12 protein-coding genes are annotated in these 15,844 nt (G+C 40.0%); 6 read left to right on the top strand and 6 right to left on the bottom strand.

Features of this window, described 5'->3' with window-relative positions; genetic code table 11:
- Positions 1 to 128: 128 nt before the first annotated feature.
- From fldA to ybfF, 6 genes are all read right to left on the bottom strand, one after another.
- Positions 129 to 656, bottom strand: coding sequence for a flavodoxin FldA (gene fldA, locus J6836_RS11145; RefSeq protein WP_206085466.1), 528 nt, complete (start codon positions 654 to 656; stop codon positions 129 to 131).
- A gap of 154 nt (positions 657 to 810) precedes the next feature.
- Complete coding sequence (gene ybfE / locus J6836_RS11140; RefSeq protein WP_219249290.1) at positions 811 to 1,104, bottom strand: LexA regulated protein; 294 nt, start codon at positions 1,102 to 1,104, stop codon at positions 811 to 813.
- A gap of 168 nt (positions 1,105 to 1,272) precedes the next feature.
- The gene (locus J6836_RS11135) at positions 1,273 to 3,372 is read right to left on the bottom strand and encodes a type I secretion system permease/ATPase (protein ID WP_219249288.1); all 2,100 of its coding nucleotides are present in this window, start codon (positions 3,370 to 3,372) and stop codon (positions 1,273 to 1,275) included.
- A gap of 2 nt (positions 3,373 to 3,374) precedes the next feature.
- Positions 3,375 to 4,703: an HlyD family type I secretion periplasmic adaptor subunit gene (locus J6836_RS11130; protein ID WP_219249286.1), complete on the bottom strand. Its 1,329-nt coding sequence runs from the start codon at positions 4,701 to 4,703 to the stop codon at positions 3,375 to 3,377.
- Between the two features lie 14 nt (positions 4,704 to 4,717).
- Positions 4,718 to 6,805 (bottom strand): peptidase domain-containing ABC transporter, encoded by a 2,088-nt coding sequence (locus tag J6836_RS11125; protein ID WP_219249284.1) that lies wholly within the window; start codon positions 6,803 to 6,805, stop codon positions 4,718 to 4,720.
- Between the two features lie 206 nt (positions 6,806 to 7,011).
- The gene (ybfF, locus tag J6836_RS11120; protein WP_219249282.1) at positions 7,012 to 7,788 is read right to left on the bottom strand and encodes an esterase; all 777 of its coding nucleotides are present in this window, start codon (positions 7,786 to 7,788) and stop codon (positions 7,012 to 7,014) included.
- A gap of 322 nt (positions 7,789 to 8,110) precedes the next feature.
- On the opposite strand from ybfF, the gene seqA reads away from it, so the two are divergent.
- The 6 genes from seqA (at position 8,111) to rpsA (ending at position 15,823) form a co-directional block, all read left to right on the top strand.
- Entirely contained in the window at positions 8,111 to 8,656 is a 546-nt protein-coding gene (seqA, locus tag J6836_RS11115) for a replication initiation negative regulator SeqA (protein ID WP_219249280.1), read from the top strand.
- Between the two features lie 55 nt (positions 8,657 to 8,711).
- Positions 8,712 to 10,346 (top strand): phosphoglucomutase (alpha-D-glucose-1,6-bisphosphate-dependent), encoded by a 1,635-nt coding sequence (gene pgm / locus J6836_RS11110; protein ID WP_219249278.1) that lies wholly within the window; start codon positions 8,712 to 8,714, stop codon positions 10,344 to 10,346.
- A 267-nt stretch (positions 10,347 to 10,613) separates the two neighbouring features.
- Positions 10,614 to 11,705, top strand: coding sequence for a 3-phosphoserine/phosphohydroxythreonine transaminase (serC, locus tag J6836_RS11105; protein WP_219249276.1), 1,092 nt, complete (start codon positions 10,614 to 10,616; stop codon positions 11,703 to 11,705).
- A 120-nt stretch (positions 11,706 to 11,825) separates the two neighbouring features.
- Positions 11,826 to 13,100: a 3-phosphoshikimate 1-carboxyvinyltransferase gene (gene aroA / locus J6836_RS11100; RefSeq protein ID WP_219249274.1), complete on the top strand. Its 1,275-nt coding sequence runs from the start codon at positions 11,826 to 11,828 to the stop codon at positions 13,098 to 13,100.
- A 191-nt stretch (positions 13,101 to 13,291) separates the two neighbouring features.
- Positions 13,292 to 13,975 carry a (d)CMP kinase gene (gene cmk, locus J6836_RS11095; RefSeq protein WP_219249272.1) on the top strand — a complete coding sequence of 228 codons (684 nt, stop codon included), beginning with the start codon at positions 13,292 to 13,294 and terminating at the stop codon, positions 13,973 to 13,975.
- Between the two features lie 174 nt (positions 13,976 to 14,149).
- On the top strand, positions 14,150 to 15,823 hold the full coding sequence (gene rpsA / locus J6836_RS11090) for a 30S ribosomal protein S1 (protein ID WP_219249487.1): 1,674 nt from the start codon (positions 14,150 to 14,152) through the stop codon (positions 15,821 to 15,823).
- Positions 15,824 to 15,844: the final 21 nt, after the last annotated feature.

Below are 15,844 nucleotides of genomic sequence, written 5' to 3'. Positions count from 1 at the left end.
TGATAATCTCTTATAAGTCTATCCAATTAGGATATTTAATCGATTATTTTAGGCCGAATGATGTTCCGCGGTGGTGCACTTTGAGCGGAAAGGCGTTCAGTCTATGAGTAATGCTTATTTTTAATCGACTAGCCAAGAATTTCAGCTAATGACATTTCTTCAGAGATTTGTTTGACCCAGGCATCCACTCGTTCATCTGTTAACTCAGGTTGGCGGTCTTCATCAATTGCTAAGCCGATAAAGTGGTTGTCATCTGCCATACCTTTTGAAACTTCAAAATGGTAGCCTTCGGTTGGCCAGTGCCCAACAATCACCGCGCCTCTTGGTTCGATGATGTCGCGAATGGTACCCATCGCATCACAGAAATATTCTGCGTAGTCTTCTTGGTCTCCACAACCGAAAAGAGCGACAAGTTTACCATCAAAGTCAATTTCTTCTAACGTTGGGAAAAAGTCATCCCAATCGCATTGTGCTTCGCCATAATACCAAGTTGGAATACCAAGAAGTAGAATGTCAAAAGCTTCAATGTCTTCTTTGCTGCATTTAGCAATGTCGTGAACTTCTGCTACATCTTTGCCTAATCTTTCTTGGATCATTTTGGCAATATTTTCTGTGTTACCTGTATCACTTCCGAAGAAAATACCGATGACTGCCATAAACTGATTAACCTCTTGTTTTTCTAAGAGAGAAAGAAGGAATTTCTCAACTTCTAGAACTCATTTAGAACGAAAATAAATAGAATTTTATGCCTTATTCTGGCGAAAAAACTTTTATAAGTCTGTCAAATTTGTGTGATTTACTAAGATAGCGCTACTTGAGTATTGTCTCATCAACTTGTTGAAGTTGTGACATCAAGATTTCTTCTATTAATTCACTGCGGCTTATGTTTTTTTCTTCAGCTAACTGATTCAGTATAGTTACAGCGTCTTCATTTAGTTTAAGTTCAACTCTGCGTAATCCTTTCACTTTATCGCGTTTTAATTGATTGCGTTTGTTGATCCTTAATTGTTCATCCCGTGATAGCGGGCTTGTCTTAGGTCGCCCAGGCCTTCGTTCCTCAGCGAACAAATCCAGAGTAGTACGATCAGTTTGTTCTTTTGCCATGTCTATAATTGCTAAAAGGGTGTGCCAATAATTCAGCGCGCCATAATACCCTAGCTAATCCCCTAGTGCTATAGCTGCGAGGCGAGGGAATAGGTTTGATTGGCGAAAAAAAGCGCGCTTTTAAGAAAAAAGCACCACTTGTTATGTTAGTGATGCTTTTTAAAGCATTTATTGTGTTTGTTGTTGCCACAAATTGGCGTAAAGCCCACTAGATTGAAGTAAGTCAGTATGTGTGCCTATTTCAGTAACTTCCCCATGACAGATCACACAAATTCTATCTGCGTGTTGAATGGTATTTAACCGATGAGCAATACTGATGACTGTTCTTCCCTGAGTAATCAATGGCATATTCGCCATAATGGCAGCCTCAGACTCATAATCGAGCGCAGAAGTGGCTTCGTCGAGGATCAGTATATCTGGCTCGGTGAGCAAAGCGCGAGCAAGAGCGACTCGTTGGCGTTGTCCTCCTGAGAGGTTTACCCCTTTTTCAGACAGTTGGTAATCGAAGTTATCAGGTAAAGACATAATAAAATCATAAGCGCCTGCTAATTGTGCGGCTTGAATGACTTGTTCTTGAGATGCTTGGGGGACGCTTAACCGAATATTTTCGGCAATTGACCCAACAAATAGCGTACTTTCTTGTAAAACTATACTCATTCTTCGGCGCAATGAAACCGTATCTGCAGCAGCTAAGTCCATCCCATCGATAATCACTTGACCGTGTTGTGGAACATAAAGGCGTTGTAGTAATTTCGTTAGTGTACTTTTTCCTGAGCCAGATGGCCCAGTTATCCCAATAAACTCACCAGCTTTAATGGATAAGGTTAAATTATTGAGCACTTCAGGGGTGTCTGGTTGGTAACGAAAACGGATATTTTGTAATTCAATTTTACCTTGTATTGCTGCTGAGCTTGCAATCCCTTGACGTTCATTTTCAACGGGCTTATCCAAAATGTCACCTACACGGCGCAGAGAGATGATTGTGTGTTGAAAATCCTGCCAAACTTGAGCAAATCGTAAAACAGGTTGTGTTACATGAGCACTTAGCATGTTAAAAGCAACTAATTCGCCTGGGCTAATTCCACCATTTAAAACTTCTTTAACACCAACCCATAGAAGTATTGCTGTGGTGACTTTGCTGACTAGGGTCATTATCTGCCCTGCGATTTCGCTGCGCATGGAGACTTTGAAGTTTTGAATGAGCTGTTTACTGAATATTTTTTTCCATCGTTGGTTAAAATATTTTTCAGTGGCTGTTGTTTTTATTGTTTCTATTCCCGTAATACTTTCGGTCAGAAAGGTCAGTCCATTCTCGTCGGCTTGATAGGCTTTTTCTGTTTGTTGACGAATTATAGGGCCTAGTATCATCCATAAAATAAAAAATACCCCCATAGAGCCCATTAAAATCCAAGCCATAAGAGAACTGTAGGAAAATAAGACAGCAATAAAAATGATGACAAAGATAAAATCAATAAACAACATTAAGGTTGAGCCAGTGAGGAATTGTCGAATATGGGCGAGCTCACGAACTCGTGCAATGATTTTTCCAGTTGGCCTCAATTTAAAATAATTTAATGGCAACGCCATGAGATGGCGGTATATTTTCCCTGATAGTTCAGCACTTATTTGGCTGCTTGTGTGGCTAAATATTTTGTTGCGTAAAAATGCATAGGTGGGCTCCATAATTGCTATCGCAAAAATCGCGATAGCAATGACGTGTAAGTTGGAAATACTTCGTCCAACCAAAACCTTATCGACAAGGTTTTGAAATAAAAGTGGGCTGATTAATGCAAATAATTGGATAACAGCTGAAAGAATGAAAATATTTCGCAGTTTACTATATTGGCGTAATATCGAGGGAACGAACCAACTGAAACCAAAAGCTTTTTTTTGCTCTGTTTCTTGCTGTTCCTTAATTAACAAAATATCCAACTGAGCATGTGTATTGAACGTAATATCATGGATAGCTTGCTGCTCGTCATTCTCTGGGTTGATAAACACAATTTCGTTTTTGTTATCTAAAATTTTCCACGTACCCTCAAAATAAACCAATGCAGGTAGTGGGAGTGAATTTAATTGTGAGCGAGATAGTGATATGAGCTCAGTTTCATACCCTAAAGTATGAGCACACTCCCGGATATCCCATTCTGTAGGTGAGGTAGCTTGCAGTCCTATAGCATGATGGAGTTGCTCTTTTGTTACGTTTTTTTTGTAGTAATTAGCTATCCAAACGATGGCTTCCAAGCCGTTATTATTCATCTGTTCCATGATTATTTTTCTCTCATAGCATTCGAGGTATATTCGTTAATCGGGCTAAGAAGGTAATCGATAACACGCCGTTTATCGGTTTTAATTTCTGCCACAATGGAAAGACCCGGAGTGAGCTCAATTTTTTCGCCTTCAACCAGCAATGATTTTTGATGTAGGCCAATTTGCCCTAAATAAACCAACCCCAAATTTTCATCTTGAGTACTATCCCTTGAAATTGAAAGAATTTCACCATCAACCGTCCCATAGCGGGTATAAGGAAATGCATCTATTTTGACTTCGGCTTTTAACCCTTCATGAATGAATCCAATATCTTTATTCAGAATCTTAATTTCAGCGAGCTGGACATCGTTATTCGGGACAATAGCCATTAATTGCTGTGCAGGTTGGAGGACAGCACCAATTGTGTATGTGGTAAGCTGCTGAACAGTACCATCAACGGGAGCTCGAATAATTTCAAGCTGATTTCTTTCTTGGTTTTTTAATAACTCTTGGTCAAGAGAGACTTGCTTAAAAGCGGCTTGCTTATATTTTTCATCCCATTCTTGGTTTTTTTGTGCTTTTATCCGATCTCTTTTTTTAACTAATGCATGATGTTGACTATCTAAAATAGATAACTCGGATAGTTTGGTTGTTTTTTCTTTTTCAGCAATAAGTAATTCGCGTTCTTGCTCTAGAAATTCTTTTTGGCTAATAATTTGTTTTTGGCTAAGTGATTGGTGTGCTTCTAACCGTTTTTTAATATTTAGAATGAGCGAGTTGATTGTTTTTAATTCATTTTTCCTAGCTTGTTGATTAACGGTATTGAGTTGAATTTCATTTGATATTTCATTGATAAGTGAGTCAAACTCTATTTTTTGTGTTTGATAACTTGCAATTGCACTGGTTTGTTCTTCTTCAGAAAGTGTATTAAACAAGGGGGATTGGGTAACGGATTGCTGTGATAGCAGTGCTTGGTTAATTAATGTTTCGATGAATTGGAAATTACGTTGGTAATGTAAACTGTGAATGTCTTGATCTACCCCTAAAACGTTTACGGTAAATAATGGGTCGCCTTGCTTAACCTTTTGTCCATCAGCTACGTGAATATGTTGTAAGCGGCTTAGTTCAAATGCTTGAATTTGTTGGGTACGCCCAGATACAATTAATTTCCCTTGTGTGGTTGCTTGAATATCTAATTTTCCAAAAAATGACCAAATAATGGCAATAAAAATACCCAAGCTGATTAAAATAGCGACACATGAAGCTAAATAAGAGGGCGGTGTTTTTAAAATAGCCAAATGAGAAGGTAAAAAACTGTTATAGCGAATTTTTTCTAATCTTTGTTTCATATTACATCCGTATCTTATTTAAGAGATTGTTGCAGCGTCCATAAATGCTTATAGAAATCACCTTGCTCAATGAGTTGCTGATGACTGCCTTGTTCAATAATCTTCCCGTTTTGCATCACTAAAATTCGTTGGTGATTGCGAATTGTTGAAAGGCGATGCGCAATGGTAATCACTGTTCTGCCTTGTGCGATGAGTTGCATATTTTTTTGAATAATGGCTTGGGATTCATCATCTAAAGCACTGGTTGCTTCATCAAAAATAATCACTTTGGGGTTAGCAAGTAAGGTTCTTGCTATTGCAATGCGTTGCCGTTGGCCACCTGAAAGAGATGAACCACCTTCTGCTAAAACAGTGTCATAACCCATCGGTAATTTAAGAATAAATTCATGAGCTCCTGCCATTTTAGCTGCATGTACAACATCATCCATAGATGCGTTAGGCTGAGTCTGGGCGATGTTATTGAAAACAGATTGGCTAAATAAGAAGTTCTCTTGAAGAACAATGCCTATTTGTTGTCTCAATGAATGAATGTTGACGGAGGATAACGGCATACCATCAATAAAAATTGTTCCACTTTCAGGGCTGTATAATCGGAGTAATAGGCGTGCTAATGTACTTTTCCCTGAACCTGATGTACCAACGATACCGATGGTTTCAGCCGCTTTGATATTCAAGTTAAAATTCTGAAGGATGTAAGGGGTATTGGGCTGATAACGAAAACAAATATTATCCAGATGAATATTACCGTTTATTGGCACGGTGTTTTCTTGGCGATTCTGCTCCACGGGTAAATTAATAATCTGTGATAACTTTTCGATAGCGACATGGGTTCGAATGTAATCTCCCCATAATTTAACGAGTTTCACTAATGGCTGACTTGCGTGGTTTACCATCATATGAAAAGCAATAAATTGGCCGATTGTCATTTGTAAGGCGAGAACTTCTGAGGCACCAACCCATAATATGATTGCACTGGTGGTCTTTTCAATCAGCATCACTAGATGCTCTGAGCGAGAGCTAATTTGCCCCGAAGTAAAATTCGTATGGCTCATATCCGATGTCTGTTGATCCCAACGACGGGTAAAATTGGGTTCTACAGATAAACTTTTTGCGGTTTCAATACCATTAATACTTTCTGTTAGGAATGAAGTGTTTATGGCAATATTCATAAACTGCTGCTGAGCCGCCGCTTCAATTTTAGGGGTTAGCCACCACGCTAATAATAAATAGAATGGAATTGAACATAAAAATATTAATGTGAGTGTGGTTGAAATTAAATTCATTACAAAAATAAATACAAAAAGGAATAAAACATCAACGCACAGTGTAAAGAAGCTGCTGGTTAGAAACTCCCTAATCGTTTCAAGTTCTTTAACTCGGGTAACAATTGCGCCTATTTGGCGATTTTTAAAAAAAGGAATGGGTAATCGAAGTAAATGTTCAACCAGCTTTAACCCTAATGTTACATCGATGCGGTTAACGGTATGGTGATAAATATATTGCCGTAAACCTTTTAATGTTACCTCTATAATCGCTGCGATAATAAGCCCAAAAATTAAAACATCTAAGGTTAATAAGCTATTATGGACTAATACTTTGTCCATGATTACTTGCATCACAATGGGAGAGACTAGTGCTAATATTTGGAGTATGAATGAGAAAAATAAAACCCAAAGAATAATTGATTTGTATTTCAAAAATTCCACTTGAAACCAGGTGATATCAAATTGCCCTTGTTTGAGGCTAACATGTAACCAGTGGCCACTCCATTGTTGTTGGAGTTTTGAAATATCCCAGATTTCTGGAGGAGTTTGACCAAATGGTTGCACTAAGACTTGTTCATTATTTCGATTAGCTAATAAGAATGCTTCCCCTTGTTCATTATATAAAATAGCAGGGCACGAAACCTTCAAAATATCTTTCTTTTTCGTTTGTTTTTTTTTACAGCTAATATGATGTTTTTTTTGGATTGATTTTATTTTTTCATTATAGCTTATCGACTGGTTAATTAGTTTTTCAAACTCATTGGTGTCAGCCACTCCCGATAATTTGGCGATAATATTAATGAAATATAAAGTTGATTGTTCATGAATATTTTTCATTCTTAGTGTTAATCATTCCTTTGAATATATAAATATAATATATTTTTGTATTTTAAATTTAAAATAAGATAATACAGGCTTTGATGTTGCCTGTGTATTGAAGTTTGTCTTAATCTTTTATTTGAAAATTAATTATTATGGCAAATCATTGGTATAAAGATATTGAAGTAGAACATAAGACTTCAATATCTTTATAAATAGAGGGGTTACTGAGGTATAGATAAAAATCTATGGATAGCTCTTAATACATGGTCTGGTTTTTCTGCGTGCACCCAGTGCCCTGTATCTGCGACAACCCATGCTTTTGCATTTGGAAATTGAGCGGCAATTTCGTCTTTATATTCAGCTTGAACATAAGGAGAGTTTCCACCTGGAATTAATAAGACAGGTTTATCCCAAGATGGTACGGTTTCCCAGCCTATAATTTTTTCGTAATTAGCTTTAAGGGCAGGGATGTTGAATTTCCACTCACCTTGTTTAAAGGATTTGAGTAAAAATTGGATAACCCCTTCTTCATTTATTTCATTTCGCATAATAGCTGCAGCATCTTGGCGACTTTTTGCTTGCTCAGTGGTGACAGCATCTAGTGCCGCAAAAATTTTATCATGACGGCGAACTTTATATGCAACCGGAGCGATGTCAATCGCGACAATTTTTTCAATAAAATCAGGGGCAATTTCAGTGGCAGCCATGGCAATTTTACCACCCATAGAGTGCCCAATTAAAATTGCACTTTCATAACCTAGTGATTTGATAAGGGTAATAACATCTTGTGCCATCTGTTGATAAGACATCTGTTCAGCACGAAAAGAATCACCATGGTTGCGAACATCAATTTGAATGGTATCAAAATAGTGTTGAAGGTCGCGACCAAGTACGCCCAAATTATTGAGGTCGCCAAATAACCCATGAATAAGAACGACTGGGCTATTGCTCAGTGGATTTTCGGGTTTATGGATAGTATGGTTGAGTAACAGAGTCATATTTTTCGTATTAAAAATGAGAGAAGTAAGTCACTTATCATGTCATGGCTATAGTGAAAATCCAAATATTCGAGTTTGCATCTTTATATAAAGGATATTTAGTCAAATCAATGAAAAATAAATGTGTTGTAACAGAAACTCAGAAAATTGAACGTTAGCACTGAATAAAAATACCTAAAGTAATAGGACGATAACATACTGAAATATCATCGAACTTAGAACAATGTTTACTTTAAGTTGTTGAAATTTTAATTGTTTTGTTTTTTTTAAAACTGTCTTATAATCACACCGCAAATTTTAGTTAAATAAGTACTGGGAAAAAATGAAAACGATAGAAGTTGATGAAGAGCTTTACCGCTATATTGCGAGCCATACACAGCATATCGGTGAAAGTGCATCGGATATCTTGCGCCGTATGTTAAATTTCAAGTCCGGGCAGCCAGTACCAATTAAAGAGATTAATCAGCCACAACCGGTGATTAAAACTGAGCCTGTAGCGAGTGCTCCTGCAGTTGCACAAAACCCGGTCAGAGTGGTTAGAGAACTATTATTATCAGATGCTTATGCTGAAAAAAGTAAAGCGATTGACCGCTTTATGATGATATTGTCGACATTGTATAGTTTAGATGCAAAACGTTTTGCCAGTGCAACTGAACTTATGCACGGCCGCACGCGTGTTTACTTTGCAGGTGATGAACAAACACTGCTCGCAGCAGGCAAACAGTCAAAGCCTCGTCATATCCCCGGCACACCTTACTGGGTGATAACTAACACAAATACCAATCGCAAACGCAGTATGGTCGATGCCATCATGCAGGAAATGCAATTTCCCGCAAATGTGATTGAAAAAGTGAGTAATACCATTTAATAACTGAACTTCACTGATGTTGATAACCGAGCATCAGTGCTTTGGGAGAAAACAAGTGACAATACATGAACGTGCAGGGCAGCTTCCGTTTCAAAGTGACTTGATCAATGTCGCTCAATTAACCGCTCAATACTATACGCAGCAGCCTCAGTCAGGAAATGCTTCACATGCCGTTAAGTTTGGCACATCAGGCCACCGTGGTAGCTCGCTACGTAAAAATTTCAATGAAAATCATATCTTAGCAATTGCACAAGCGATTGCTGATTTACGTAAACAGCAAGGTGTAACGGGGCCTTGTTACGTTGGTAAAGACACGCATGCATTATCTGAAGCCGCGTTTATTACTGTAATTGAGGTGTTAGCTGCTAATCAAGTTCATGTCATTGTTCAGGAGAATAATGGCTTCACACCGACTCCAGCGGTCTCCCATGCCATTTTAAGTTATAACCAGTCCCACTCCGATATTGCGGATGGCATTGTTATTACACCATCTCATAACCCGCCAGAAGATGGAGGGATCAAATATAACCCTGCTAACGGCGGCCCAGCGGATACGGATTTAACTTCAGTCATTGAAAAACAAGCTAATCAATTATTGGCCGATAATCTTGTTGGTGTTAAGCGTGTCAATTTTGATGAGGCAATGGCGAGTGAGTATGTTACTGCCCAAGATTTGATCATGCCTTATGTGGCTGCACTTGGCGAAGTTGTTGATATGGCTGTTATTGCAAAGTCTGGGCTGAAAATAGGTGTTGACCCGTTAGGTGGCTCAGGTATTGAGTACTGGAAAAAAATTGCAGAATATTATCAATTAGATATCGAAATTGTTAATGACCAATTAGACCAAACTTTCCGCTTTATGCCGCTCGACCATGATGGTGTTATCCGCATGGATTGCTCATCTAGTTGGGCAATGGCAGGCCTATTAGGCATGAAAGAGAAGTTTGATTTAGCGTTTGCTAATGACCCTGATTATGACAGACATGGTATTGTGACTCCTGATGGACTAATGAATCCTAACCACTACCTTGCTGTTGCGATTGACTATTTATTTCAACATCGCCCGCAGTGGGGGAAAGACGTTGCTGTTGGCAAAACACTGGTTTCCAGCGCGATGATTGACCGTGTTGTTAACGATATTGGTCGTGAGCTCGTTGAAGTTCCCGTTGGGTTTAAATGGTTTGTTGATGGCTTATTTAGTGGAAAACTGGGTTTCGGTGGTGAAGAAAGTGCAGGCGCATCATTCCTTAAATTTGATGGTACGCCTTGGTCAACAGATAAAGACGGTATCATTCTGTGCTTGTTAGCCGCTGAAATCACAGCGGTGACTGGGGAAAATCCACAGCAACGGTATAATAAATTAGCTGAAAAATTCGGCGCTCCCATTTATAACCGTATTCAAGCTAAAGCAACTCACGAAGAAAAAGTAAAACTGAGCAAATTATCTCCAGAGATGGTTGCTGCAGACACGTTAGCTGGGGATAAAATTACTCAACGCTTAACCACGGCTCCAGGTAATGGTGCGTCCATTGGTGGGCTAAAAATTATGACGGACTATGGCTGGTTTGCTGCACGGCCTTCAGGAACCGAAGAAGCTTACAAAATATATTGTGAAAGTTTCCGTGGTGAAGAACACCTTCGCCTAATTGAAAAAGAAGCGATCGAAATTGTGAGCAAAGTGATTAGCTAGTCAATCCTTCGTTTAAATATCCTGCATTGTTACTTTCGGAGGCAATTCGGGATATTATCTGTTTTTTATTGTTAATCTCTTCATAAAATTAGGGTTGTTGAGAGTGTGACGAGATTAACAAAATTCTTTTCTTTATTCTGCCCCAAATTCCCCTATTGCTTTTCATTATCAAGTGACAATAACCGTTGCAGCTAAAGGCTCTCAATGGTACAACTTTAAGTATCTGAGTGAATTTTGCTAACTATAATTGAAGATAGGGTGAGGTCAATGAGTCAGGTTTATAATTTCAGTGCAGGTCCAGCAATGCTGCCTGTTGAAGTGATGCGTCGTGCTGAACAAGAATTTTGTAATTGGAAAGGCTTAGGCGTTTCGGTAATGGAAGTCAGCCATCGCGGAAAAGACTTTATTGAAGTGGCGTCCGAGGCTGAACAAAACTTACGTGACTTATTAAATATTCCAGATAACTATAAAGTGTTATTTTGCCACGGTGGTGCCCGTGCACATTTTGCTACCTTACCAATGAATTTACTCGGTGGCAAAACGACGGCAGATTATATTGTTAGTGGCTATTGGTCTGAATCTGCTGCGAAAGAAGCTGAAAAATATTGCAAACCGAATGTCATCGACATTACTGAAGAAAAAGATGGTGTTGTAAGTTTAAAACCTATGAGCGAGTGGCCTCTAAGTGATGATGCAGCCTATGTGCATTATTGCCCTAATGAAACCATTGGTGGTTTAGCTATCCACGAAGAACCTGATTTTCCTGAAGATAAAATTATTGTAGCTGACTACTCGTCTTCCATCCTTTCTAAGCCTATCGATGTTAGCCGTTATGGTGTGATTTACGCGGGCGCACAAAAAAATATCGGGCCAGCTGGCTTAACAATAGTGATTATACGTGAAGATTTGCTAGGTAAAGCATCCCCGCAAACGCCATCAGTATTTGATTATACTGTATTGGCAAAATTCGACTCTATGTTTAATACTCCGCCAACATTTGCGTGGTATTTAGCGGGTATGGTTTTCAAATGGCTGAAAGCACAGGGCGGCTTGCAAGAAATGGCAAAACGCAACTATGAAAAATCACAGTTACTCTACAATGCTATTGATGATAGCCAGTTTTACATCAACCGCGTTGCGGTAGAAAACCGTTCTTGGATGAACATACCCTTCCAAATGCAAAACCCTGCACTAGATGCAAAATTTATCGAAGAGGCCAAAGACCAAGGGCTACTTTCATTAAAAGGCCATAAAGTGGCTGGTGGTATGCGTGCGTCTATCTATAATGCGATGCCATTAGATGGTGTGCAGGCATTGGTTGATTTTATGGCTGATTTCGAACGCCATCACGCACAATAATGAGAACTGCCGACTGAAATAGGATGTTCAGTCGGTTATTTGTGCCCTCACGATTCGATTAAAAAGAAAATAGGGCCAAATTTTATTTACTTGCAAATTTCACTGGAGAAACTGCTTTTTATGCAATCCCTGACATTACAACCTATCTCTTCAATTAACGGCACAATAAACTTGCCAGGGTCAAAAAGTGTCTCAAACCGCGCACTGCTATTAGCGGCGATGGCCAAAGGAACGACCACACTCACTAATTTATTAGACAGTGATGATATTCGCCATATGCTGAATGCATTAAGCTTGCTAGATGTGAATTATCAACTCTCTGAAGATAAAACACGTTGTCGTGTGGAAGGCTTAGGCGGAAATTTGTCTCATCCAGATGCGCTAGAAATATTTTTAGGGAATGCGGGAACCGCAATGCGCCCACTGACTGCGGCTTTGTCATTGAGTCATAATGATATTGTGCTCACTGGCGAACCTCGTATGAAAGAGCGCCCAATTGGCCATCTAGTGGATTCGCTAAGGGAAGGTGGCGCAGTTATTGATTACTTAGAGCAAGAAAACTATCCACCCATTCGCCTGAGAGGCGGGTTTGTTGGCGGGAAAATTTCGGTTGATGGCTCGGTATCCAGCCAGTTTTTAACTGCATTATTAATGGCAGCGCCACGTGCCGAGCAAGACACAACCATTTCAATTATCGGTGAATTAGTGTCTAAGCCGTATATTGATATCACCTTAGCGTTAATGAAAACCTTTGGTGTTGAAGTGGAAAATCATCAATATCAGCATTTTATTATTAAAGGCCAGCAACAATACCAATCACCAGGTGAATACTTGGTTGAAGGTGATGCGTCTTCTGCCTCTTATTTCTTAGCCGCTGCGGCAATTAAAGGTGGTACAGTGCGAGTTACGGGGATTGGCCGTAACAGCTTGCAAGGTGACACCAAGTTTGCCAATGTGCTGGAAAAAATGGGCGCAACCATTCGCTGGGGGGATGATTTTGTCGAATGTGAGCGAGGAACATTAACAGGGATTGATATGGATATGAATGCTATCCCTGATGCTGCAATGACCATTGGTACTGTTGCATTATTTGCAGAAGGTGAAACAGTCATTCGTAATATCTATAACTGGCGAGTAAAAGAAACTGATCGGTTATATGCGATGGCTACTGAGCTACGTAAAGTTGGCGCAGAAGTAGAGGAAGGGCATGATTATATTCGAGTAGTCCCCCCGAAAAAATTAAAGCATGCTGAAATTGAAACTTATAATGACCATCGTATTGCGATGTGTTTCTCTTTAGTGGCTCTTTCGGATACACCTGTGACTATCTTAGACCCAGGCTGTACAGCAAAAACCTTCCCCGACTATTTTGAGCAATTGGCTCGTTTAAGTTAATCAATTGATTTAAAGGGTTGATGTCAAAGTCTAAATATCAACCCTTTTCGTTCCGCCTAAAAATCAACTTTCTCCTATTTTATTATAATCATCAGAACCTGCTTATTTCACAAAGTTGATGAATTGGTATAATACCTTCACTGAATTCAATTGTAGGTAGCTAAGGCTATCTGCAGGAAAGGAGATTTATTATGGTGGCAATCGCCCCTGTAATCACAATTGATGGACCTAGCGGAGCAGGTAAAGGGACTCTTTGCCAAGCATTAGCAAACGATTTTGGATGGCAACTTTTAGACTCAGGTGCAATATATCGCGTGTTGGCATTAGCTGCACTGCATCACCATGTTGATATCCAATCAGAAGATGCGTTAGTGCCTCTTGCAGCGAACTTAGATGTCCGCTTTGTTCCTGAGGAAAATGTATTAAAAGTCATTTTAGAAGGTGAGGATGTTTCCAATCAAATAAGAACGGAAACTGTTGGTAACACAGCCTCGCAAACTGCGACTTTTCCTCGTGTTAGAGAAGCATTATTAAGACGTCAACGAGCATTTCGCTCGATGCCTGGGTTAATTGCAGATGGCCGTGACATGGGAACCGTCGTGTTTCCTGATGCTCCAGTGAAAATTTTCCTTGATGCTTCAGCAGAGGAACGTGCGCATCGGCGCATGAAGCAGTTGCAAGAAAAGGGCTTTGATGTTAATTTTGAACGTCTTTTGAGCGAAATTGAGGAGCGTGATTTTCGTGATCGTAACCGTTCCGTCGCGCCTCTTATTGCCGCGAAAGACGCGTTAGTGCTGGACTCCACAAGTATGTCTATTGAGGAAGTTATTGAAAAAGCACGCACCTACGCAAAAAAAATTCTACAATTATCGTGATTATAGGCTTTATTTTAGCTTATAATTAGATAATATACGCACTTACCGTTATGCTGGTTATTTAATTAGCATAACATCAACCTTGCGACATGGAATGTTGTCGGGTATGTGAAACAACCCCATTTGGCGGGAAGCTAAGTGGACGTTAATTTAAAACTCTTGAAGATCATTAATATGACTGAATCTTTTGCTCAACTCTTTGAAGAATCCCTGCAGAATATTGAAACTCGTCCTGGTTCTATCGTCCGTGGTACTGTTGTTGCTATCGACAAAGACGTAGTCCTGGTAGACGCAGGTCTTAAATCAGAATCTGCTATCCCAGTAGAACAGTTCAAAAATGCTCAGGGTGAGCTAGAAATCCAAGTTGGCGACGAAATCGATGTAGCTCTGGATGCAGTAGAAGATGGTTTCGGTGAAACTATCCTGTCTCGTGAGAAAGCTAAACGTCATGAAGCATGGCTGATGCTGGAAAAAGCTTACGAAGAAGCTGAAACTGTAACTGGTATTATCAACGGTAAAGTTAAAGGTGGTTTCACTGTTGAACTGAACGGCATTCGTGCGTTCTTACCAGGTTCACTGGTAGATGTACGCCCAGTTCGTGATACTACGCACTTGGAAGGCAAAGAGCTTGAGTTCAAAGTAATCAAGCTGGATCAGAAACGCAACAACGTTGTTGTTTCTCGTCGTGCTGTAATTGAATCTGAAAGCAGCGCTGAGCGCGATCAACTGCTGGAAAATCTGCAAGAAGGCATGGAAGTTAAAGGTATCGTTAAGAACCTTACTGACTACGGTGCATTCGTTGATCTGGGCGGTGTTGACGGCCTGCTGCACATCACTGACATGGCTTGGAAACGTGTTAAACACCCAAGCGAAATCGTCAACGTTGGTGATGAAATCAATGTTAAAGTTCTGAAATTCGACCGTGAGCGCACTCGTGTTTCTCTGGGTCTGAAACAACTGGGCGAAGATCCTTGGGTCGCAATCGCTAAACGTTATCCAGAAGGTACTAAACTGACTGGTCGTGTTACTAACCTGACTGACTATGGTTGCTTCGTAGAAATCGAAGAAGGCGTTGAAGGTCTGGTTCACGTTTCAGAAATGGATTGGACTAACAAAAACATCCACCCATCTAAAGTTGTTAACGTTGGTGATGTTGTTGAAGTTATGGTTCTGGATATCGATGAAGAACGTCGTCGTATCTCACTGGGCCTGAAACAATGCAAATCTAACCCATGGCAGCAATTTGCAGAAACTCACAACAAAGGCGACCGCGTTGAAGGTAAAATCAAGTCTATCACTGACTTCGGTATCTTCATCGGACTGGACGGCGGCATCGATGGCCTGGTTCACCTGTCTGACATCTCCTGGAACGTTGCAGGCGAAGAAGCAGTTCGTGAATACAAAAAAGGTGACGAAATCGCAGCTGTTGTTCTGCAAGTCGACGCAGAGCGTGAGCGTATTTCTTTAGGTGTTAAACAGTTAGCTGAAGATCCATTCAATAACTACTTAGCAGTAACTAAGAAAGGCGCAATCGTAACTGGTAAAGTAATCGCAGTTGATGCTAAAGGTGCAACTGTTGAGCTGACACTGGGCGTTGAAGGTTACCTGCGTGCATCAGAAGCTTCACGTGACCGTGTTGAAGATGCAACTCTGGTTCTGAACGTTGGTGATGATGTTGAAGCTAAATACACTGGTGTTGATCGTAAAAACCGTGTAATCAACCTGTCTGTTCGCGCTAAAGACGAAGCTGATGAGAAAGACGCTGTCGCAGCTGTGAACAAACAAGAAGATACAGCATTCGGCAACAATGCTATGGCTGAAGCTTTCAAAGCAGCTAAAGGCGAATAATTAAGTGGGGGCAACGACAAT

Source organism: Providencia sp. R33, from assembly GCF_019343475.1.
Taxonomy (GTDB): Bacteria; Pseudomonadota; Gammaproteobacteria; order Enterobacterales; family Enterobacteriaceae; genus Providencia.
The sequence above is the reverse complement of the archived record's forward strand: the minus strand, read 5'-3'. Positions and strand labels throughout refer to the sequence as shown.

Bases quoted from the DNA above. Each gene is read 5' to 3' on its own strand.
- J6836_RS11130 (WP_219249286.1), bottom strand. From the start codon at position 4,703: ATGAAACAAAGATTAGAAAAAATTCGCTATAACAGTTTTTTACCTTCT.
- ybfE (WP_219249290.1), bottom strand. From the start codon at position 1,104: ATGGCAAAAGAACAAACTGATCGTACTACTCTGGATTTGTTCGCTGAG.
- ybfF (WP_219249282.1), bottom strand. From the start codon at position 7,788: ATGACTCTGTTACTCAACCATACTATCCATAAACCCGAAAATCCACTG.
- rpsA (WP_219249487.1), top strand. From the start codon at position 14,150: ATGACTGAATCTTTTGCTCAACTCTTTGAAGAATCCCTGCAGAATATT.
- seqA (WP_219249280.1), top strand. From the start codon at position 8,111: ATGAAAACGATAGAAGTTGATGAAGAGCTTTACCGCTATATTGCGAGC.
- J6836_RS11135 (WP_219249288.1), bottom strand. From the start codon at position 3,372: ATGGAACAGATGAATAATAACGGCTTGGAAGCCATCGTTTGGATAGCT.
- serC (WP_219249276.1), top strand. From the start codon at position 10,614: ATGAGTCAGGTTTATAATTTCAGTGCAGGTCCAGCAATGCTGCCTGTT.
- cmk (WP_219249272.1), top strand. From the start codon at position 13,292: ATGGTGGCAATCGCCCCTGTAATCACAATTGATGGACCTAGCGGAGCA.
- aroA (WP_219249274.1), top strand. From the start codon at position 11,826: ATGCAATCCCTGACATTACAACCTATCTCTTCAATTAACGGCACAATA.
- J6836_RS11125 (WP_219249284.1), bottom strand. From the start codon at position 6,805: ATGAAAAATATTCATGAACAATCAACTTTATATTTCATTAATATTATC.
- fldA (WP_206085466.1), bottom strand. From the start codon at position 656: ATGGCAGTCATCGGTATTTTCTTCGGAAGTGATACAGGTAACACAGAA.